The 21,980-nt window shown below is 40.6% G+C and carries 18 protein-coding genes; 12 read left to right on the forward strand and 6 right to left on the reverse strand.

Going from position 1 to position 21,980, the window contains the following annotated elements:
• The 4 genes from B2V92_RS07505 to B2V92_RS07520 form a co-directional block, all read left to right on the forward strand.
• A partial coding sequence (locus tag B2V92_RS07505) for a beta-N-acetylhexosaminidase (RefSeq protein WP_293306424.1) occupies nt 1-1,073 on the forward strand: 1,073 nt, incomplete at its 5' end.
• A 64-nt stretch (nt 1,074-1,137) separates the two neighbouring features.
• Nucleotides 1,138-1,311, forward strand: a complete 174-nt coding sequence (locus B2V92_RS07510; RefSeq protein WP_293306426.1) for a hypothetical protein — start codon at nt 1,138-1,140, stop codon at nt 1,309-1,311.
• Between the two features lie 10 nt (nt 1,312-1,321).
• Nucleotides 1,322-1,798, forward strand: a complete 477-nt coding sequence (locus tag B2V92_RS07515; protein WP_293306428.1) for an RNA polymerase sigma factor — start codon at nt 1,322-1,324, stop codon at nt 1,796-1,798.
• A gap of 1 nt (nt 1,799) precedes the next feature.
• Nucleotides 1,800-2,399 carry a hypothetical protein gene (locus tag B2V92_RS07520; protein ID WP_293306430.1) on the forward strand — a complete coding sequence of 200 codons (600 nt, stop codon included), beginning with the start codon at nt 1,800-1,802 and terminating at the stop codon, nt 2,397-2,399.
• Here the strand turns inward: B2V92_RS07520 and B2V92_RS07525 are convergent.
• Entirely contained in the window at nt 2,388-3,314 is a 927-nt protein-coding gene (locus tag B2V92_RS07525) for an AraC family transcriptional regulator (protein ID WP_293306432.1), read from the reverse strand. The two genes, B2V92_RS07520 and B2V92_RS07525, sit on opposite strands and share 12 nt — an antisense overlap.
• 299 nt (nt 3,315-3,613) lie before the next feature.
• Here B2V92_RS07525 and B2V92_RS07530 point away from each other — a divergent pair, with 299 nt between their 5' ends.
• From B2V92_RS07530 to B2V92_RS07565, 8 genes are all read left to right on the forward strand, one after another.
• Complete coding sequence (locus B2V92_RS07530) at nt 3,614-5,119, forward strand: aldehyde dehydrogenase family protein (protein WP_293306434.1); 1,506 nt, start codon at nt 3,614-3,616, stop codon at nt 5,117-5,119.
• 248 nt (nt 5,120-5,367) lie between these two features.
• Entirely contained in the window at nt 5,368-5,742 is a 375-nt protein-coding gene (locus B2V92_RS07535; RefSeq protein WP_293306436.1) for a DUF779 domain-containing protein, read from the forward strand.
• Between the two features lie 151 nt (nt 5,743-5,893).
• On the forward strand, nt 5,894-6,100 hold the full coding sequence (locus B2V92_RS07540) for a hypothetical protein (RefSeq protein WP_293306438.1): 207 nt from the start codon (nt 5,894-5,896) through the stop codon (nt 6,098-6,100).
• 86 nt (nt 6,101-6,186) lie between these two features.
• A complete protein-coding gene (locus B2V92_RS07545; RefSeq protein ID WP_293306440.1) occupies nt 6,187-7,014 on the forward strand; it encodes an aminotransferase class IV in 828 nt (275 codons plus the stop codon).
• Nucleotides 7,015-7,337: 323 nt separating this feature from the next.
• Nucleotides 7,338-7,886, forward strand: a complete 549-nt coding sequence (gene pyrR, locus B2V92_RS07550; protein ID WP_293306442.1) for a bifunctional pyr operon transcriptional regulator/uracil phosphoribosyltransferase PyrR — start codon at nt 7,338-7,340, stop codon at nt 7,884-7,886.
• A gap of 3 nt (nt 7,887-7,889) precedes the next feature.
• Complete coding sequence (locus B2V92_RS07555) at nt 7,890-8,819, forward strand: aspartate carbamoyltransferase catalytic subunit (protein WP_025144663.1); 930 nt, start codon at nt 7,890-7,892, stop codon at nt 8,817-8,819.
• A gap of 562 nt (nt 8,820-9,381) precedes the next feature.
• The gene (locus tag B2V92_RS07560; RefSeq protein ID WP_293306446.1) at nt 9,382-12,405 is read left to right on the forward strand and encodes a tetratricopeptide repeat protein; all 3,024 of its coding nucleotides are present in this window, start codon (nt 9,382-9,384) and stop codon (nt 12,403-12,405) included.
• Nucleotides 12,406-12,409: 4 nt separating this feature from the next.
• On the forward strand, nt 12,410-14,107 hold the full coding sequence (locus B2V92_RS07565; RefSeq protein ID WP_293306448.1) for a TonB-dependent receptor: 1,698 nt from the start codon (nt 12,410-12,412) through the stop codon (nt 14,105-14,107).
• Between the two features lie 339 nt (nt 14,108-14,446).
• Here B2V92_RS07565 and B2V92_RS07570 read toward each other — a convergent pair whose 3' ends face one another.
• Genes B2V92_RS07570 through B2V92_RS07590 form a run of 5 tightly spaced genes read right to left on the reverse strand, consistent with a single transcriptional unit; the run spans nt 14,447 to nt 21,685 of the window.
• Complete coding sequence (locus tag B2V92_RS07570) at nt 14,447-15,586, reverse strand: VWA domain-containing protein (protein WP_293306450.1); 1,140 nt, start codon at nt 15,584-15,586, stop codon at nt 14,447-14,449.
• A 9-nt stretch (nt 15,587-15,595) separates the two neighbouring features.
• A complete protein-coding gene (locus B2V92_RS07575; protein ID WP_293306452.1) occupies nt 15,596-17,821 on the reverse strand; it encodes a DUF5682 family protein in 2,226 nt (741 codons plus the stop codon).
• Between the two features lies 1 nt (nt 17,822).
• A complete protein-coding gene (locus B2V92_RS07580; RefSeq protein WP_293306454.1) occupies nt 17,823-18,905 on the reverse strand; it encodes an ATP-binding protein in 1,083 nt (360 codons plus the stop codon).
• A gap of 12 nt (nt 18,906-18,917) precedes the next feature.
• The gene (locus tag B2V92_RS07585; RefSeq protein ID WP_293306456.1) at nt 18,918-20,378 is read right to left on the reverse strand and encodes a DUF5691 domain-containing protein; all 1,461 of its coding nucleotides are present in this window, start codon (nt 20,376-20,378) and stop codon (nt 18,918-18,920) included.
• Nucleotides 20,375-21,685: an SWIM zinc finger family protein gene (locus tag B2V92_RS07590; RefSeq protein ID WP_293306458.1), complete on the reverse strand. Its 1,311-nt coding sequence runs from the start codon at nt 21,683-21,685 to the stop codon at nt 20,375-20,377. The genes B2V92_RS07585 and B2V92_RS07590 overlap by 4 nt, the downstream gene beginning before the upstream one ends.
• Nucleotides 21,686-21,980: the final 295 nt, after the last annotated feature.

Consider the following 21,980-nt stretch of genomic DNA (forward strand, 5'->3'; position numbering starts at 1 on the left):
AGATTAAAAAATACCCTAAACTGACCGAAATAGGCGCCTGGCGCAACGGCAGCGTTATTGGTTTATGGCCCGGTAAAGGAAATGAAAATATTAAATACCAGGTTTTACCAACCGAAGTAAAAATTACACCAAAAGATGCTGTACTTAAAACCGATGGCATTAAACATGGCGGATATTACACCCAGGAGCAGATTAAGGAGGTAATCGATTATGCGGCCAAACGCTATATTACCATTATCCCTGAAATTGAAATGCCTGCACACAGCATGGCCTTACTGGCAGCTTATCCGGAGCTGGGTACCGAACCTAATAAAAAGTACGAGGTTGCCCAAACCTGGGGAATGATGAACAAATACAACAATGTTTTGCAGGCTTCGGATACCACTTTTAAATTCCTTGAAAACGTATTGACCGAAGTAATGGATTTATTCCCATCGCCATACATCCACATTGGTGGCGATGAGGCTTCGAAAATATGGTGGAAACAATCTGCCGTTTCGCAGGAGATCATAAAAGCCAACGGCTTGAAAAACGAAAGTGAATTACAGAGTTATTTTATCCGCAGGATGGAGAAATTTGTAAACAGTAAAGGCAAAACCATTATCGGCTGGAACGAGATTTTACAGGGCAGTTTAGCACCAAATGCCGTGGTAATGAGCTGGCAGGGCGAAAAAGGCGGTATTGATGCCGCCAAACAGGAGCATAAGGCGATTATGACGCCAGAAATTAAAATGTACTTTAACCATGCCCAGTTTGTAAAGGAAGACAGTTTAACCGCCAATAAATTTTCGCCATTGATTGAGGTATACAATTATGAACCTGTACCTGCTGAATTAACAGCCGAACAGGCAAAATACATTTGGGGCGGCCAGGGCTGCCTTTGGAGCGAGTATATAACCAATCCGGCAAAAGTGCAGTACCAGCTTTTCCCACGGCTGGATGCGCTGAGCGAAATTTTATGGAGTCCCAAAGAAAAACGCAACTACCCCGATTTTCAAAAAAGGCTTAAAACACAATTTAAACGCTACGATTTGATGGGTATTACCTATTCTAAGAGGTATCTCGAAAATTAATTTTCAATTGCTGTAATTTTTCCGGCCGGTTGCTTACTTATTGTTCAGATTAATTTAATAAGCAATGAAAAACAACAATTTTAGATTAGGTACCGCCGCTTTTTTGATCACGGTTGCCAGCGTAACTGAAATCGAGGGCTATGTGAAATATTTTTTATTAACCGTTGCCATCATTTCACTAATCATGGGAATTATCCAATACCATAAAGCTTTTAAGGCCCAACAGCTATCAAAATAGATTAAAAGCTATGATCGAAAAATCTTATCTCGATAAGCTGGAGGAACATAAGGGGATTATCTATAAAATGGTAAACCTGTATGCCGATGATGAGGAAGACCGCAAAGATTTATATCAGGAAATCGTATTCCAAAGCTGGAGTGCTTTTAACCGGTTTAAAGGCGATGCAAAATTTTCTACCTGGCTTTACAAGATCAGTTTAAATGTGTCGCTTTCTTTTTTAAGCAGGCAGAAAAAACAGACCCGAACTAAAGAGCAGAACGATTTCGACCACTTTTTCGAGCCTCCCGAATTATCGGAGCGTGCCGATTGGCTTTACCGCTGTATAAAGCAGTTAACCGAAATAGACCGGAGTATAATTATGCTCCACCTGGATGGCTTCGATAATACCGAAATAAGCGAGATGATGGGATTATCAAGAAACCACGCCAACGTAAAACTGCACCGGATTAAACAACAATTAACCACACTCCTAACCCGAAAATAAAATGGACCTGGAACAAGAATGGAAAAACCTGAGTGTAGAGTTTAACTCAGAAGTTGATAAGACAACTATTGCCAACATTACCATTGATGAGCAATCGCACAGCCTTTTACAGGATTTATTGTTTAAACTTAAATGGAAATTGAGGTGGATCAGAATTATTGATGTGCCTATTTTAATAATGGCTTTTTTTGCAAAAGGCGATTTAAAATACCTGCTGGTACTTTCATTTATCACCTACGAAATTTTCAGGGCGATGGGCATAAACGACCTCAACAAAATCAAAACCAGTGTTGATTATAATACCAATACCAAACAGGTACTTATTGATAATCTGGCGGCAATTAAACGGATGTTAAGGGGAGAAACCATTTATGGCTACATTTTTATACCCTTGGCAGGTCCAACAGGTTTATTGGCTTACCGGTTGTATGTGCACCAAACCTTTGAGAAAGTATTCAATCTGCCCCATTTTTTTCTTCATGCAGCATCGCTTTTGCTCATTGGCATACCATTAATATATGTAGCGAAAAAAATGAACGATAGTATTTTTTCAGCCCCATTAAAGAACCTCAACGAAAAGATAAAGAGTTTAATGGATTAAATTTTTCGATATCTGTAACTGGTAGGCCCCAGGGGTAATACCCACAATCTTTTTAAATGCCCTGATAAAATAATTGGCATCATTAAAGCCAAGCTCATAACTTATTGAGGCAACTTTTGTGCCGGGTTGGGCAAGTAAAAGTTTGGCTTTATTGATTTTTTCGGTCAGGATAAAATCGTTCGGACTGATGCCCAGTTCGCGTTTAAACAAGCGGTAAAATGTTGCCTTGCTCATACAGGCCTTATCGCTCAAACTATTAATGCTGATCTTTTCGTTCAGGTTCGATTTAATGTAATTCAGCACAAAAGCCAACGGGTTTTGATTGAGGTTATAACCTTCATCGCTGATTGTTTTAAGGTTCTGGGTCTGCATAATGCGCACCAGTAGTTCCTTTAACGTTAAATCGGCCAGCACATCTTTCTCTTTAGAACGTTCGGAGCAGATACGGATTACCTTGTTAATGAGATAGGCAATTTCTTCGTTATTGTAAAAATGATATTCGTCGTAATTTAACAGCCACTTTTCGTTGCTACCTTCTTTCGGGAAAAACTCGTTTAAATATGCAATGGTTTTCTTGATCTGTTCCTGATCAATGGCCAAAGCAATACACTGTGTGGGGTTGAGGTTGGTAGCTTCCGGAAAATCGATCTCCATGGTAACGGCAGGTGGAACAATAACGGTTTGACCCGGGAAATAATCAAAACCTTCTTTATCGAATAAATGCATTACTTTTTTGCCCCTGAGCATACTCGTAATCACAAAATCGTTAAAAGTAAGCGGCACTTTATAAGATTCGGTATAGGTTTCGAAAACATTTAACTCGCAACGCTCCAAAGTATACGAAGTTCTGTTTTCTACCAATGTTTGCAACGTTTCTGAAGCACTGAGCTTCACCTGATCCAATGTATGCTGCATAACCGAAAATTTGATTAAACCATTTTTTTACAATCAAATATAATAATTCCATCAACTTATATTGTCATGCAAAGCACCTATTAATGTTAATATAACGGTTAAATCTTCCTGTTTCGATCAGGTTACATTGCCTGAAACGATAGTGCTACCAATTGAGCCGATTATACTACCTACCCCAATCGCTTAGCCATTACGTTTGTATTAACCAAATCTTTTAACCACAAAATCATTATGAGCAAACCATCAGGATTTTATTTCAGTTCCAGGCTCATGATGGCATTTAAAATTCAATAATAATTATGGAAAATTTAATTGAGAAACCATCATTCAAACCCCATTACGATAACTATATCGGGGGAAAATTTGTAGCACCGGTAAAGGGGGCATATTTCGACAACATTTCTCCGATTGATGGCAAGGTATTTACCAAAGCCGCCCATTCGACCAAAGAAGATCTGGAATTAGCCGTTAATGCTGCGCATGAAGCTTTTAAAACCTGGAGCAAAACCTCTTCTACCGAACGGAGCATTATTTTGAATAAAATTGCCCAGCGGATGGAAGATAACCTCGAATACCTGGCTACTGTAGAAACTATTGATAATGGAAAAGCGGTTAGGGAAACCTTAGCTGCCGATTTACCTTTGGGAGTAGATCATTTCAGGTATTTCGCAGGCGTAATCCGTGCAGAAGAAGGTTCGTTATCAGAACTTGATCATAATACCGTTTCGCTAATTGTTCACGAGCCAATTGGTGTTGTGGCACAGATTATCCCCTGGAACTTTCCGCTTTTAATGGGAATCTGGAAACTGGCCCCTGCCCTTGCAGCCGGAAACTGTGTGGTATTGAAACCGGCAGAAAGTACCCCGATTTCGGTCATGGTTTTAATGGAGCTGATCGGAGATTTATTACCTCCGGGTGTGGTTAATGTGGTTAATGGCTTTGGTGCAGAACTTGGCCGTGCATTGGTTACCAATCCAAAAGTTTCGAAAGCGGCATTTACAGGCTCTACTCCTACCGGAAGATTGGTGATGCAATATGCTACCGAAAATATTATCCCGGTTACTTTGGAATTGGGCGGAAAATCGCCGAATATCTTTTTCAGTTCTGTACTCGACGAAGATGATGCTTTCTTGGATAAAGCGGTAGAAGGAGCTGTAATGTTTGCCTTAAACCAGGGCGAAATCTGTACCTGCCCATCACGTTTGCTGATCCAGGAAGATATTTATGAAAAATTTATCGCAAAAGTAATCCAAAGAACCGAAGCGATCAAAATCGGCAGTCCGCTGGATAGAACCGTAATGATGGGTGCGCAGGCTTCTAAAATACAGTACGAAAAAATTGCCGCTTATATTAAACTCGGTAAAGAAGAAGGCGCCGAGGTTTTAACAGGCGGCGAGGTAAACGAATTACCAGGCGAACTGGGCGGAGGTTACTACATTAAACCCACCATTTTTAAAGGTCACAACAAAATGCGGATTTTCCAGGAAGAGATTTTCGGTCCGGTGTTGGCTGTAACCACTTTTAAAACCGTTGAAGAAGCAATAGAAATTGCAAACGACACTTTATATGGCTTAGGTGCCGGTGTGTGGACGCGTGATGCACATGAGCTTTATCAGGTACCAAGGGCTATCCAGGCCGGACGTGTTTGGGTAAACCAGTACCACGCTTATCCTGCAGGTGCTCCTTTTGGTGGCTATAAACAATCGGGTGTAGGAAGAGAAAACCATAAAATGATGCTTGGTCATTACCGCCAGACTAAAAACATGCTGATTTCTTACGATAAGAATAAATTGGGTTTCTTTTAGAGAGATATAGTTGTTGGTTTATGGCAAAAAGTTTATTGGCTCATGGTTTGATGGTTTATTGATTGATAGCCTAACAGCTCATATCATTTAGTCTATTGGATCATGGTTGATAGTTTGATGGCCGATAGCCTTCTTGTTTATAAAAAAACAAATTGATGCGATAAAGCGAAGAAGACGCCGCAGCCATCAACCATTAGACTATGAACCATCAACCCACGAACCATGAACCCTATAAAAACAAAATCACGATGATAGAACGTATAAACAGTACAGAAAAAGCTAAAGAACTCATCGCAGTATTAAAAGAAAAGCACGGTGAGCTGATGTTTTATCAAGCCGGCGGTTGTTGCGAAGGTACACAGCCACAATGCTTCGAAAAAGGAGGTTACTACCTGCGTATGAACGATGTTTGTTTGGGAGAGGTAGAAGGATGCGAATTTTGGGTAGACAGGGATTTATTTGAATATTGGAAATTTTCGCATTTTACCTTAGATGTGCTGGATGGTTTTGGTGTGGGTGGTTTTTCGTTGGAAACTCCTCTCCAAAAAACTTTTAAGGTGCATTATCGCTTATTTACCGAAGATGAATTGAAGAACTTAACTCCTGTAAAAACTGCAGAGTAATTGTTGTTTATTTGGTTTAAACAGAGGCCGGTTTGGAGTAATCCAGCCGGCTTTTTTAGCTTTACGTCACCCTGAATTTATTTCAGGGTCTTTTGTAGAACACATGTACAATTTTAAAAATAAATGCAATCTTTGCATTCAAAATTAAACCATGAGGAAAATACTTGCCGTAATCTGTACCATTATTACCTTGTTTGCCATTAAAGAAGCGGTTTATGTTTTCATTTCGCAGGAAGCAGATATGGTTAAACAGCGCCCTATCCTGATTGTAATTTCGTTGAGCATCTGCATTCCTTTAATTGTACTGTCACTTTGGTTATGGAAGCCGCGGGCGAAAAACAACGGCCAGCAAAACTAAATCCCTGCAAGTCGTCACCCTGAATTTATTTCAGGGTCTATTTAGCAGGAATATTAATCTAACTAAACTTTGTAAGCTGTTTTACCATGTATATTTCGATCAATAATGAATTGTTTTTAGCGGAAGATGCCAATATTTCGGTTGCCGATCTATCTATCCAGAGGGGTTATGGGATTTTTGATTTCCTGAAAACGATCAACAACAAACCAATCTTTATCGAAGATTATTTTAACCGTTTTTACCACTCGGCAAAAGAGATGCACCTGGAGGTTGAGCTTAGCCGTACACAGCTGCATGAAGCCATTTTAAAACTGATCGCCAGAAACAACATCCCTAATTCGGGCATCAAAATCATCCTCACCGGAGGTTTTTCCGAAGATGGCTACACCATGGTTAAGCCCAACCTGATCATTATTCAAACGCCATTGAATATCATCGAGAATAGCACAAGTAAAGGTTTGGCGCTAGTAAGTTACAACCATCAGCGGCAGATTCCACAGGTTAAAACCATAGATTACCTGCAGGCCATCCGTTTACAGAAATTTGTAAAAGAAAATGCTGCCGACGACCTGCTTTACCACAACCACGGCAAAGTGAGGGAATGCCCGAGGGCAAATTTCTTTATTGTTACCGATCATGAGATTATTACCGCGAAAGATGAAATTTTAAACGGCATTACCAGAAAGAAAATTTTGAGTCTGGAGGTTCCCGGTTATACTTTTGTTGAAAGGGATTTTACTTTAGACGAAGCTTATCAGGCCAAAGAGGCTTTTATCAGCAGCTCTACCAAAAATGCTTTCCCGGTTGATAAAATAGATGGAAAATTGATCGGTGATGGGAAAAGCACCATTACCAGATTGATTAACGATAGACTTTTGGAGCTGATAGAATTGGACCAGAAAGGTGAAAGCTGAAAGACTAAAGACTAAAGCAAAGAGACTAAAAACCAAAGCAAAAGAGCAAAGCTGAAAGCTAAAAGACTATAATCAGTGTAATCCAAAAATCTGTGCAATCATACCGCAAGGAAAAGATAAAAGACTAAAGACCAAAGCTGAAAGATTATAATCAGCGTAATCCTAAGATCTGTGCAATCATACCGCAAGGAAAGCAATCATAGCACGATAAAATCGTTTTTTAAACATTGGCATATAACATTTTAGCAAGTAAAACGCAAAACAATCGACCTTCAACTTTACAACCTTAAAACATTTTTATATATTTGCCCAATCCTTCTTCAATGCAAAAGAAAACACTTCTTGACGGACAAAAAATTCAGATTACAATTAAGAGGCTTTGCCATCAATTAATTGAAAACCACGACGATTTCGCGAATACCGTTTTAATTGGCATCCAGCCGAGGGGTATTTTTTTGGCAGACCGTATCCACCAGGAACTTCAGCAGATTCTTAAAAACAAGAAAATATTAAAGGGAAACCTTGATATTACCTTCTTTAGGGACGATTTCCGCCGTAAGGATGGCTTGGTAACCGCCAGCAGCAACTCGATCGATTTTATTATCGAAGGCAAAAAAGTAATTTTAATTGATGATGTACTTTGGACAGGCAGAACCATCAGGGCGGCACTTGATGCCCTGCTTGCATACGGCCGACCGGAGAAAGTGGAACTTTTGATTTTGATAGACCGCAGGTTTAGCAGGCATTTACCGATTGAACCCGATTATATCGGCCACCAGGTAGATAGCTTAAACTCGCAACAGGTAAAAGTAACCTGGACGAGTGAAGGAAGTGAAGATAAAGTGATTTTAATATCGGATAACAATAAATAAAAAATGGCAGCAGAAAAACTATCAACCCGACATCTTTTAGGCATTAAAGATATTAACCGGAATGATATCGAATTGATTTTCGAAACTGCAGATAATTTCAAGGAAGTGATCAACAGGCCGATCAAAAAGGTGCCCTCGCTCCGCGACATTACGATTGCCAATATTTTCTTCGAAAACTCTACCCGTACCAAACTTTCGTTTGAACTGGCTGAAAAAAGACTTTCGGCCGATGTGGTTAATTTTGCAGCCTCATCATCATCGGTAAGCAAGGGCGAAACCCTGATTGATACGGTAAACAACATCTTATCAATGAAAGTTGATATGGTGGTAATGCGTCACCCATATGCTGGTGCAGGTCAGTTTTTAAGTAAACATGTTAAAGCGCAGATTGTAAATGCCGGCGATGGTGCTCACGAGCACCCTACACAGGCTTTGCTTGATGCTTTCTCTATCCGCCAGAAACTGGGCGACGTGGCCGGTAAAAAAGTAGTCATTGTGGGCGATATCCTCCACTCGCGTGTGGCCATCTCAAACATCCTTTGCCTGCAGCGCTTAGGTGCCGAGGTAATGGTATGCGGACCAACCACATTAATTCCGAAACACATCCACCAACTGGGTGTAAAAGTAGAACATAACCTCATTAAAGCACTAAACTGGTGCGATGTAGCCAATATGCTGCGTATCCAGTTAGAGCGTCAGGATATTAAATATTTTCCTTCGCTAAGGGAATACGCCATGATGTACGGCTTAAATAAACAGATCTTAGATAACCTCGACAAAGAAATCGTAGTAATGCACCCGGGCCCGATTAACCGCGGCGTGGAGATTACCAGCGATGTGGCCGACAGCAAACAATCTATCATTTTAGAACAGGTAGAAAATGGTGTTGCGGTAAGGATGGCCGTGCTGTATCTGTTGGCAAGTCAGGGGTAGTTTAGTCCAAAGTCTTTAGTCATCAATCCCGAGTCTTTAGTTTTTGGGATTAAAGTCTATAATGTAGACCTGTCATTCTGAACTTATCGAAAGATCTTTATTAACGCTGTAAAAGGCGTTTCGACAGCCTCAATGTGACAAAATCTAACAAAACTGGCTTAAAGTATCCTCATGGCAATCACACAATAAACTACCTATTACCTGACCATTAAGAAGTTAAGAAAATTAAGGTTTTAAGCAATAGTTTTCAGTTGGCAATAAACAGCTTACCAATCCCAACAATTAACCAATTCGCACTTTTCAATTGGCAGTTTGCAGTTAACAATAAAACAATCTAGCAATTATAACAATACAGATAACTCAATATGCAGTTTGCAATACCAATGACAAGTGAACGAATGAACCAATGACCAATGAACCGCTTTAATTTTCCACATTCGTCTCCCTCCTGATACCAAAGCAAAAATCCCGTCGTTAATTTGTGTTATTAACAGATGTTAATTACTTCTGTTGATAAGCTTTGATACTATTTATAATTTAGTACCAACCATATTTGAAACCAATGCAGAAAAAATACTTACTAATTCCGCTATTTTTAGCTGGAAGTTTTAGCACCTACGCTCAGGTTAGCGCAGTGCAGAACCTCAATAAAAACTATCAAACGGGCTTAGAATTATTAGACAAAGAGAAATACACTGCAGCCGCGCAACAGTTTAAACTGGTTGAGCTGCAACGTTATAAACCTTCTACCCAAACAGAGAGTAATGCCGAATTATCGTTACTAAAAGAGAACGCTAAATTTTATGCGGCCGTTTGCGCTTTAGAGTTGACCAACAGTGATGCCGAGAGTTTATTCCAGGCATTTATCCGCGATTATCCTTTAAACCCGAATACCAAACTGGCTTATTTCTATGTTGGAAAAACCTATTTCAACCAGAAAAACTATAAAAAAGCATTAGAGTGGTTCGAAAAAACCGATCCTTCTACCCTTTCGGGCAAGCAGCGTAACGAATACCAGTTTAAACAGGGATATGCTTATTTCGAGCTGAAAGATTACGAAAAAGCAGAACCTTTATTCGAAAAAGTTAAAAAAGAAGAAGGCGCGTTCCAGGAAAGTGCTACTTACTACTTTGCCTACATCAATTACCTGAACAAGGAATATAAAACAGCATTGGCAAACTTCGAAAAGTTAAAGGGCTCTCCTACTTACGAAGCCAGTTATCCTTATTACATTACCTCGATGTATTATCTGGATGAGCGTTACGATGATGTGATCAGCTATGCGATACCGATTATGCAAAAAACAAAACAGCAGTTCGAAGCCGAAATGCTGAGTTTGGTTGCTGCATCGTACTTTGCAAAATCTGAATTTAAAAATGCAGAAAAATATTTCGCAGAATTTTATGCGAAAGATAAAAGCGAAACCAAAAACAACCTTTTCATTTACCAGTACGGTTACTCTTTGTTCCAGAATAAAAAGTACAAAGAATCGGTTAGCGTTTTGGAAAAACTGAATAACGACGATATTTACCTGCAAAATGGTATGCTTACATTGGGTAAAGATTTTATCCAGCTGGGCGATAAACAAAAAGCGCAAAGTGCATTTTTCAGGGCTTCGCGTTTAAGTTTCGATAAGGTAATCCAGGAAGAAGCCTGGTTAAACTATGCCAAATTAAGCTACGAACTCGATTTTCACCAACAGGCTTTAGAGGCTACACAGGGTTTCTTAAAAACCTTCCCAAAATCGAGGAAATTAAACGAAGCGAAAACTTTATTGGGCGAGGTTTTATTAACCACCAAAAACTACCAGGCAGCGGTTGATATTTTAGAACCTATCCCTGATAAAACTTTGGAAGCCAAAGAAGCTTACCAGAAAGTAACCTATTTCCGTGGACTGGAGTTTTATAACGAAAGAGCCTTCCCGAATGCACTTTCGATGTTCCTGCGTTCTGAAAAATTCCCTGAGGATAACGAGATCAACGCTTTAAACACCTACTGGAAAGCAGAATCGATGTACGAACTGCGCAAGTATGGCGAAGCGGTTACCACTTTCGAAAAGTTCTTGAAAATGCCTGATGCCGATAAAACCGGCGTATATAATTTTGCAAATTATGCTTTGGCTTATGCTGCTTTCGAGGATGAAAAATACAGCAAAGCTGCCAATTATTTTGAAAAGTTCCTTGGCGGCAACGATAAAGACCAAAAAACAATTGATGATGCCACCATCCGTTTAGCCGATTCGTATTTTGTAAATAAGAACTATGGAGACGCGATGGCAAATTACAATAAGATCATCAGCAGGCACACCACTTCTGAAGATTATGCCACTTTCCAGAAAGGGATGATCCAGGGACTGGAAAACCAGTATGATGCAAAAATTGCAACAATGCAGAACCTGTTAAAGGCTTTCCCAAATTCTAACTATGCTGATGATGCCGGTTTCGAAACGGCTTATACCTATTTCAACAAAGGTGATTTTGATAAATCCAAAACAGACCTTGTAGAACTGGTAGCCAAATATCCGCATAGTAGTTATGTGCCAAAAGCTCTGGTAACCATCGGTTTGGTTCAGTATAACCAAGATCAGGATGATGCCGCATTGGAATCGTTTAAAAAGGTAATCAGAGATTATCCGACTGCTGATGAAGCCAAACAAGCGATGGAATCGATCAAAAACATTTATGTAGACCGTGGCGATGCAAATGGCTTTATGGCTTATGCCAATACCACACCGCTTGGTAATTACTCTAATGCCGATCAGGACAATATTGTTTTTGCAGCAGCAAATAATACTTACTTAAAAGGTGATGCCAATGGTGCTTTCCAGGCGATTAATGCTTATTTCGATAAATTCCCTAAAGCCATCCACGAGAAGGAAGCTAAATTTATCAGGGCCGAATCGCTGGTAAAACTGGGCCGTCCGGATGAGGCAATTGCCGATTATGAATTTATCTTAAACGATTGGACAAGTGATTATACCGAACGTTCGTTAGTGAGTATTTCACAACTGTTCTTAAACCAGAAGAAATACAACGAGGCTATTGTTTACCTGAAAAGACTGGAAACCACAACCGATTATAAATCGCACTATAGTTTTGCCATCAATAACCTGTTAAAGGCTTACACGGCCTTAAACATGCCTGATGACATGCTTAAGTATGCCCAGCTGACCAAAGATTCGGAAAAAGCATCAGAAGAAGAGAAAAACAGTTCGAGTTTATTCTCTGGTAAAGCCTATTTATTAAAAGGAGATACCACTACTGCAATAAAAGAGTTTAAAAATGTGGTAGCCAAAACAAAAACCGTTGCAGCTGCCGAGGCGAAATATAACCTCGCATTGCTGGAATACAACAAACGCGATTATAAAACTTCGACCAAAACCTGCTTCGATCTGATCAACAACATGGCCGCTTATGATTATTGGGTAGCGAAAGCATTTATCCTGTTATCAGACAATTATGTAGCCCTGAAAGACAATTTACAGGCAAAGAGCACACTTCTAAGTATAATTGATAATTACGACGGCAAGGACGACATTATCCCTACGGCCAAAGAAAAACTAGAAAAACTAAACCAGAAGAAGTAGCATTATGAAATCGATTAAATATATATATAGTTCTCTGTTTTTTTTAGCTGCCGGATTAACAACTGTACAGGCGCAGGATAAAAAAACGGATGAAAAAGCAACAGTAAACGAAGAAATTGAGGTAGTGCGTCCGTATAAGCCAATTTTGGCCGAAGCCGTAAAGTTGAGAAGAAGTCCGAACCTGGATGATGTTAAAACATACAAGGCAAAACTGAACTACAGCATTCTGGATAGGAAGCTCGAACTGAACAGTGATATCCAGAAATTACAGGCGCAGGCCCTGGCCGAAGAAAAAGCCAGTATTTTGGTTAACAATTACGTAAAAGGTGCTTTTGGTTCGTTGGCTACCCTATTGGGCGAAGCTTATTTTAATACCGGTAAAGATGAAGGTTTACAGCTTGGCGGTTATTTTAAACATTTCAGCCAGGAAGGTAAGCTGAACAAACAGAACAGCAGCAACCAGCAGCTTAGTGTTTTCGGCCGTAGTATTTTAGATGAGAACACGGTTAGCGGCAGAATCGGTTTTGAACGCAACGGCGTTCATTTTTATGGGATTGATGATACCAGACCTTTGCTAAACCCAAATCCTGATAAACAGACCTTAACCACGATCGAACTGGAAGGCGAACTGGTAAAAAACTTTACCGAAGATGAAGATGCCTTCAGTTATGCTTTAAAAGCCAATGGTTATATCTGGAATGATAAATACAGCGCTAAAGAAAACTATCTGAGTTTAAACGGATACGTTAACAAACGTATTAATTCGCTGAATTTAGGCTTGGCTGCTTCAACCGAATTTGGTAATAGTAAAGATGCTTTAACCAGTGTTGGCAACAACCTGTTACGCTTAAATCCTTACATCCGTTTACAGGTTAAAGGTGCCAAAATTACTGCCGGAATTAATTTTGTACAGCAGTTCGGTGCGGTAAGCAGCTCGAAAATATTCCCTGCGGTTACTGCAGATTTTACCCTGATTCCTGATTACCTGCAGGTTTTTGGAGAAGTTAAAGGCGATGTAAACAGAAATTCTTTAAAAGGTTTTACAGATGAAAACCCCTGGTTAAATGCCAATGCTGTTGTGAAAAACACGGTCGAAAAACTAAGTTTTAGTGCAGGTATTAAAGGTACCGGTGGTCCGGGTTTTGGTTATAAGGCCCGTATCTATGTAAAACAGTTTGATGATATGCCCTTGTTCGTAAACAACTATACCGATTTTAACAAGTTCGACGTCATTTACGATTTCGGAAAAACTAAATTAACCGGTTTAGAGGGTGAAATTTCGGTTCAGGTAAGCGACGCCTTAAAATGGACCGGTAAATTAAACCTTGATGATTGGAAACCAGCTTCTGAAACTTACTCATGGTTTAAACCAGGTTTAAAAGTAAGCTCGAATTTTGTTTACACCTACAACAAAAAGTTAAGCTTTAATGCTGCTGTGGTAATCCAGGATGATGTAAAAGCGAAAGTAAATATTGCCAATCCTATCCCTCCTTCACAATATGTGATTCCGAACCCAGCTATCGAATCGATTGTTACGGTTAAAGGTTTTGTAGATTTGGGTGTTGGTGCAGAATACAGGATCAACAATAAGTTCTCTGTTTTTGCCAAAGCAAACAACATTTTAAACACCAATTACAGCAAATACTTATTTTATCAGGTAAACGGATTTAATATTTTCGGGGGATTAACTTATTCTTTTTAGGTTGCCAAACTTCCGAAGTCTGCCCGAGGCAGTGCCCAGCAAGACTTCGGAAGTTTAACCCATAAAAAATGCCTCCGGTAAGTCGGGGGCATTTTTTTTGGACTTATTTCTCTTGCTGTCATTCTGAGCGTAGTTGAAAGATTTTTTTATTTCTAAACCAAAGAAGTCAAGTTTTTAAAACTTCTCTTCTTTTAAAATCCCGCTATTTCGAGTGAAGTGCAACGAAGTCGAGAACAACGAAGTGCTCAGCGAAATGGAGAGATGACGGCCTTTTTCCCGGCAAACTTCCGAAGTTTCCCTAACGCGCCGTCTCTTCAAACTTCGGAAGTTTAGCCCTGGTTACTTCGCATGTACCTTTATATCATGATCTCCTGCCCATTGGTTAATATCCTGCTTATTTAATGCTGCAGCCATTAATTCGGGGAATAAATCAGGTGTACAGGCAAAAACAGGTACACCCAAGGAAGATAAAAATTCGGCGTTGCGGTGATCAAAAGCTGTTGAACCATCGTCGTTAAGCGCCAAAAGTGTAATTAACTGTACGCCATTGTTTACCAGCTGTGCAGCCATGTTTTTCATGGCTTCCAGATTTCCGCCCTCATATAAATCGGTAATCAGCACCAGCACCGTATCCAACGGCTTGGTTATTATCTGTGCACAATAGGTTAATGCCTTATTTATATCAGTCCCTCCACCGAGCTGAACGCCAAAAAGCAGGTCAACCGGATCGTTTAACTCGTCGGTTAAATCGGCAACTTCCGTATCAAAAACGATCATTTTGGTACTAATAGCTGGAATAGATGCCATTACGGCACCAAAAATCCCAGAATATACTACCGAAGTACCCATCGATCCGCTTTGATCTAAACAGAGTACAATATCTTTCATCGATTTTCTTTTACGACCATAACCTATCCGGGTTTCGGGGATAATGGTTTTATATTCCGGCTGGTAATGTTTCAGGTTCCGTTTAATCGTTTCGGCCCAATTGATCTCATTATGCCTGGGCCTTCTGTTCCGCGCTGAGCGGTTAAGGCTTCCGGTAATGGCTTGTTGTGTTGGCGACATCAATTTCTGCATCAGCTCATCTACCACTTTCTGTACCACCAACCGTGCTGTTGCTTTTGTTTTTTGCGGTATAGCCCTGCCCAAAGTCATTAAATTGGCCACCAGGTGAACATCCGGGATCAGCGTTTCGAGCATTTCGGGTTCGGTAAGCATGGAGGTAAGGTTAATGCGTTTAATGGCATCCTGCTGCATTACCTTTACCACCGTTTGGGGAAAATATTCGCGAATATCGCCCAGCCACCTCGATACATTTGGCGATGATGGCCCTAAGCCACCTTTCCGGTCTGAGTTGTACAATGCCTCTAAAGTATTATCGATACCGGTTTCTGCTTTAGTGAGCACCATATCCAGCTCCTGCCGGCTTTGTCCACCCAATATTAACCTCCACCTTTTTTCTAGTTCTTCTTGCATAGCGTAAATTTAAAAACCCAGTATTTTTTCGATTATGGGTAAAACCATTTCTGCCCGTTCTACATCCAGTTCTTCCGTTTGTACTGCTTTTTTACCTGATGATGGCGCCTGTTTCACCTTTTGTGCAATGCTGTTTTTTTCGGAAGGGTTATAAGCTGCAAAGGTGCGCCTTAATAAAGGAACAACTTCTATAAACACCTCGGCACTTATTCCACTCAGCCAGTTGTTCAGGATATCCCATATTTCGTGGTCGAAGATTAAAACCGTTGCGGCATCTTTTAAAAAGCCTTCAATCCAAAGTGCCGAATAAGCCGGATCGCTGCCCACAGAAAGTGCGCGGCTAAATTCCAGCGCGGTTTCTTCTGTATCGATCACTTTCGAATCGTATAACAATTTACAACTGGTGCCGTGAATGAGCGGTACTACATTTTTAAGTTTTAGTATCCTGGAAAGGGTTTCGAGCCAATCGTTTTTCATCACTTCATCATCCAAAAATAAAACAGCCTTATTTACCGCTTTAATTTTATCTGCAACCACTGCCGATTGTTCTTCATCGATACCCAAACAGCTTGATGGCAAACCTGCGTTTAAACGCGAAAAGATTGACTGAAGAATAATACCAATGGTTTCCTGATCGGTTTTACGCACGTTACCGTAGCGGCTTACCTCTGTTAAGGGAATAAAAGCATCCATTAACATGGCAATATCCGATGTCATTGCGGCCAGTTCATCCATCCTTGCCAATACCAGCTGCACTCCTTCGTGCAAGTCGGCAGGCAGTGCCTTGCTTACCAGTTGGGTTATTTCGGCGAGGTGGTTACAGCTTAATGAAATATGTTTGAGGTAATGGTTACAAGCGGCTTCAACTGTATTGCCCCATGGTGCTTTTTCGAGCAGCGCGATAGAAAGTTCGGGATACCAGAACAGTAGCCATTCTTCTTTAAAAGTGCCTTTACCGGTAATGTATTGTTGCTTTGCCCATTTAATATCCAATATCAATAAACGATGGAACAGGATACTTTTTTGTAAACCGCTTGCTTCCCTTAAATCTAAATTGATTGTTTTTTCTTCGTTAATTACTTTTAAACGCAGGCTTTTAACCTGCTGCTCGAAATCCTTCTGCAGCGGAACCTGTGGAATCCCCGCCGGAACAGTGCCCATATCGTTACCGATAATCAGTTCGCTCCTGATCAGCTGCATCGGAATTTCATCGCCCATGCACATTACCGTTTGGGTAGCTTCGTTAAGTTCTTTTAAGCCTGCTTTGTCCAAATTCCTTAAAGCTGCGAGGGTATTTGCCAACCTAACGGCCTCAATAATGTGTGCCGAAGAAATATCAATCTTATTCTGCCTGAAAACATTGGCACTGTAGGTTAACCACCTCGTACCATCATCGCTCTGGTTATTCCAGATGTGTTTGTACCAGCCCGGCGAATCTAAACCCGCCCCATAGCCACTTTCAAAAGCCAAACGGTCGCTCGTCCAGGGGATCCATGTGGTTTCGATTTTTGTTTTAGGCAGGTTTTTTAACAGCGCATCATCATCCTTTTGTTTGGGCATGTGCTGTAAGGCCGGTACATGCCAGGCGCCGCAAACCACTGCAATTACACTATACATTTCGCGTTCGGTCAGCCTGATACCGCGACGCATAAATGCTTCACGGATTTTTTCGGTTTTGTTGTTTTCCGTTACCCCTTCTCTTAACACCCCAATGGCTTCTCCGATTGACGCAAAAACCTCTTCCGGTTGTTTGGCAATCTCGAAATGATGTTCCCACCACTCTTCCTGATCTTCGAAACCGGCAATTTCGGCCAGGTAGGATAAGGGATTTTTAGCAACAGGGTTAAACCCGGTAACTTCATCTGCCGTAGCAATATGATCTGGCGCTGTGCTTTCTGCCGGTTCCTCTACCGGTATTTCTACCAGTTTATGGGTAAGCGGCATATCAATAAACTTTACCGGGATCTTATTTTTTAAACCATAGTTAATGGCCTGCCACTCGGGCGAAAATTCGGCAAAAGGATAAAAAACCGATTGTTTTGGATTATCGGGCACATAAGCCAATAAAGCTACCGGCGGTTTCATTTCCTGATCGGCCACCCATTTTAAAATGGCTTCGCCTTCCGGCGGACCTTCAACCAGGATAATATCGGGCTTGAGGTTTTCCAGTGCTTCTAAAACATGGCGCGCAGATCCAGGGCCATGGTGCCTGATCCCTAAAAGATGAACAGACATATTAAACGATATCTCTACAAGCCCTGTAAATGTCTTTCCAGCCGTCTTTTTGTTTCAGCACGGTTTCCATATACTCCTGCATCACAATTTTATCCTGAACGGGATCTTTGATCACCGAACCGATAATACCACTGGCAATATCATCGGCTTTTAATGATCCATCACCAAAATGATAGGCCAAAGCCAGTCCGTTGTTCATTACCGAGATGGCCTCTGCTGTACTTAGCGTACCCGATGGTGATTTGAGTTTGGTTTTACCATCAAGCGAAACACCATTACGAAGCTCTCTGAAAATGGTAACAATTCTTTTTATTTCTTCGCTAATCGATTTCTGAACAGGCAGGTTAATTGATTTGCTAAAACTGGCCACCCTTTGTTCAACAATATTAACTTCCTCTTCAATTGAAGTAGGCACAGGTAAAATAACGGTATTGAAACGTCTTTTTAACGCACTCGAGAGTTCGTTTACGCCTTTATCCCTATTATTTGCAGTTGCAATTACATTAAAACCCTGTAAGGCCTGCACCTGTGTATTAAGCTCGGGAATGGGCAGCATTTTTTCAGACAAAATGGTAATCAGCGAATCCTGAACATCAGCCGCAATTCTGGTAAGCTCTTCGATACGTACAATTTTGCCTTCTTTCATCGCACGCATTACGGGTGTTTCTACAATGGCTTCTTTAACCGGGCCGGCAGATAACAACATGGCATAATTCCAGCCATAACGCACGGCTTCTTCGCTGGTACCTGCCGTACCCTGTATCACGAGGTTCGAGTTGCCGGTAATGGCCGCGGTAATGTGCTCCGAAACCCACGATTTAGCCGTACCCGGCAAACCATATAACAATAATGCCCTATCGGTAGTAAGTGTAGCTACAGCTATTTCCATCAACCTTCTGTTACCGATGTATTTTGGCGTAACCTCGAAACCGTTAGCCAGTTTTTTGCCCATTAAATAATCGATAACGGCATGCGGCGATAATTGCCAGTTAACGGGTTTTACATGTTTATCTTCTTTTTTTAATTCTTCGATTTCCTGCTTAAACTGTTCTTCGGCAGATTGTCTTAATACGTTATTTTCCACGTTAATTAGATTTTAAAATTTTAGTGTTTGCCTTAATTCTATATAGCGGATCATGCCTGCTACCTGGTTGCTGAAATATTTTACCTGATATTGGTCTGAAACCGGTGTTTCGTACTTTTTTAATAATGATAACAGGCCATCTGGCATTGATAAAGCCAATTTTTGATAGATATTGGTCTGGATTACGTAAGGATTATCTGATAGTTTTTTGAAAATCCGCTCTGCAATGGCCGTTTCAATGATATCGTAACTTTCCAATACCAGATCTAGCACCCTGTTGAAATCAGTTTCGAGCAGATCTTTTATAAAAATAATCCGCTCTTTAGGATTAACAAACTTGAGCAATTCGATCCCATCTTTAATGCCCGATTCGAGCAGTTTTTTACTTAAAAGTTCATCTTTAAAATGTATTGCGGCATTTTTTAGAAAAGGTTTAAAAACCCCGGCATGTTTATCACCCAATACCAGTTTCAGCCATTCTTCGACTGAAAGGTTAAATTTTGAAGCCAGGGTTGCTACATCGATAAATCCGAAAATCTGTGCTACCCAGAAAACAGCATCATCAACACCTTTTTCTGAACTGATTTTCTCCAATCCGTATTTAAAGAGCTCTTCGCCTGGTGTTATGCCCTGATCAATAGCCAAAACCTTTTTCTTTGCAATAAGCAGTACACGTTCTTCTTTAACCGACAGGATTTTCAGGAGATAATCTAAAAATAATTGGTTTATTGCAGTACCGGGTACCAGTTTAAGGAGGTAAACGGCAATATCTTTAACTTTTTTGCTCTTATCAGTTAAAACCGACATTAGAAAAGCCTCATCGTTTATAGAAAGGTTAATTTCCAGTAAAGCGATAAATTCGGCCCTTGTATTTGCGTTTTCCTGTTGAAGATCACTTAATAAGGCTAAAGCATCCGATGGTGATTCTGTTCTTAAACTGGCAAAATAGTTTAAACGCCATTCCAGGTTACCCGTTTCCCAATCCTCACCTGATGGCGCAGTACCATAAAGCGGCGACCAGTTTTTATTGATGCCGGCAAGCCATTTTCCGGTTTCGCCACAAGCTGTTAACACTGCTTCGGCTTTCTTTTTCTGAGACAAGGCTTTATTTAAAGCATCCGGAACCAGATCGGCCCCAAATATTTTATTGGCCTGATTGGTACGGTAAATAAGGTAATAAAATAAAACATCGTCTTTTAACTGGAGTGCCGATCTGATGTGGAAACCGGTTAAAACATCGAGTTCAGTCTTTTCTTCATCCGGACAGTTTTCCTGACTACCATTAAATGCTCTGGGGATCCTGCCGCATTCGTTGTAGAGGAAATTAACCGCAGCATTTTTTAAAAAAGCATCTTCCTTATCTACCTGTTCGGCAATAATCCGGTTTCCTATTCCGCTTAAATCGGGGATGGGATCAAACTGCACTTTATCGGTGCCCAACAGGGCTGTTTTTATAATATTCTGATCGCTCATTTTACCGGATAATATTTAGCATTGATAAAAACCGAAGCCACATTGAACTGTTCGTTCTGGTAAACCCCAAAGCAAACAAAAGCATTGCCTTTGGTGATGGATAGGATTAACCAACATTCGTCTTCAAGGTTACCCAATAAAATAGATTTCAGTTCAGCATCAACCAGCAACCAGGTTTCATTTTCGAAAACCACCTTTACTGATGACAGCAAGAAAGGGATTTCTTCTATAAATGGATTTAGGGTTAACAAACCAGAAACGTGGTTAAAAAGTTCGGTTATATGGTTCTGCGTTTCGGGCAAAAGCTGCAGGTTCTCTTTCTGGACTTCGCCCTTAAACAAGGCCCTTAAAGGTGAAGGAGATGGATAAAAAGCCAGTTCTGCGCGAACTAAATTACCCGATATTAAATTATTGGCGTTAACCTGCACAGCGGTATAAAAGTTAATGATCAGCGCATAACGTTTGGTATTTTCACCATAAAGCCAGATTCTCTCTGTTTTCAGGTTATTATCTTCGGTAATATCGATCGATAACACATACCATTCGTCGGTTAAACCTGCAGAGGCCAATACTTCCTCTTTCGGGGTGTTCCATCCAACCAGCGATCTTACTTCCTGTTTAAAATCGTGGGCAAGCAATTCCTGGTTTTTGTAGGCTTCGGTAAGCAGATAGGTTTTACTGAGCGATTTGATCAGTGCTTTTTGCCAACCATCTTTATAAAAATTGATGCTGTTTAACCTTTTCAGGTTATTGGCCAAACCACCCGCCTGTGCATCTACCATCCGGGCGGCTATGTTTTTGTTAAAGTCGTAAGCATTTTGTGGAATGCGCATGATACCGGTACGCACCAGATCCTTAATCCACAACCGGAGTTCTTCAATGCCCGAATCAACTTTTTTAGCCCTTGCTTCTACCCTTTTCTGCTGTGCTTTTTCATCTACTACAGCATCTTCTTTCGGTTTCTTTTCTTCCTGTTTGGTAGCGCGTTTATTGATCCACTCTTCTACATGAGGTGCCAGATCATTTTCGTTTGAAAAAACCGATGGATGGGAAACATACAGAAAAAGAAGCCCTAAACCATGTTTACAGGGAAATTTCCTGCTGGGGCACGAGCACTTAAAGGCCAGATTACCCAAATCGACAATGGTTTTATATGGTGTTTTACCACTCCCCTGACAATCGCCCCAAAGTGCCTTTTCGTGAACGGCTGTAACCACCCATTTTGATGGCGTAGCCAATGCTTTTCCTGCTTTTACAGATGCATCATCGGGTGCAAACTTTAAAATTTGTTCGTGAGTAAACTGCATCTCTATTGGTTAATGTGGTGCAGATGTGGTGTTGAAAATGAGGATTGGATTTTACTGTTTATTTTTTTCATTTGAGCGTATTATCTGTTAGCAGAAGTTAAAACCAAATATAAAAATTCCGTACTATCCTTAACATGCCTGATGAAAAATTCATTAAAATATAATATAAAAAATGCCTCCGATAAATCGGAAGCATTTTTTATGTATTATATTCTTCCAGCTGTCATCCTGAGCGGAGTCGAAGGATCTTTTGATTCACTAAACCAAAGAAGTCAAGTTTTAAAACTTGACTTCT

It is taken from the genome of Pedobacter sp. UBA5917, assembly GCF_002432345.1.
Classification (GTDB): Bacteria; Bacteroidota; Bacteroidia; order Sphingobacteriales; family Sphingobacteriaceae; genus Pedobacter.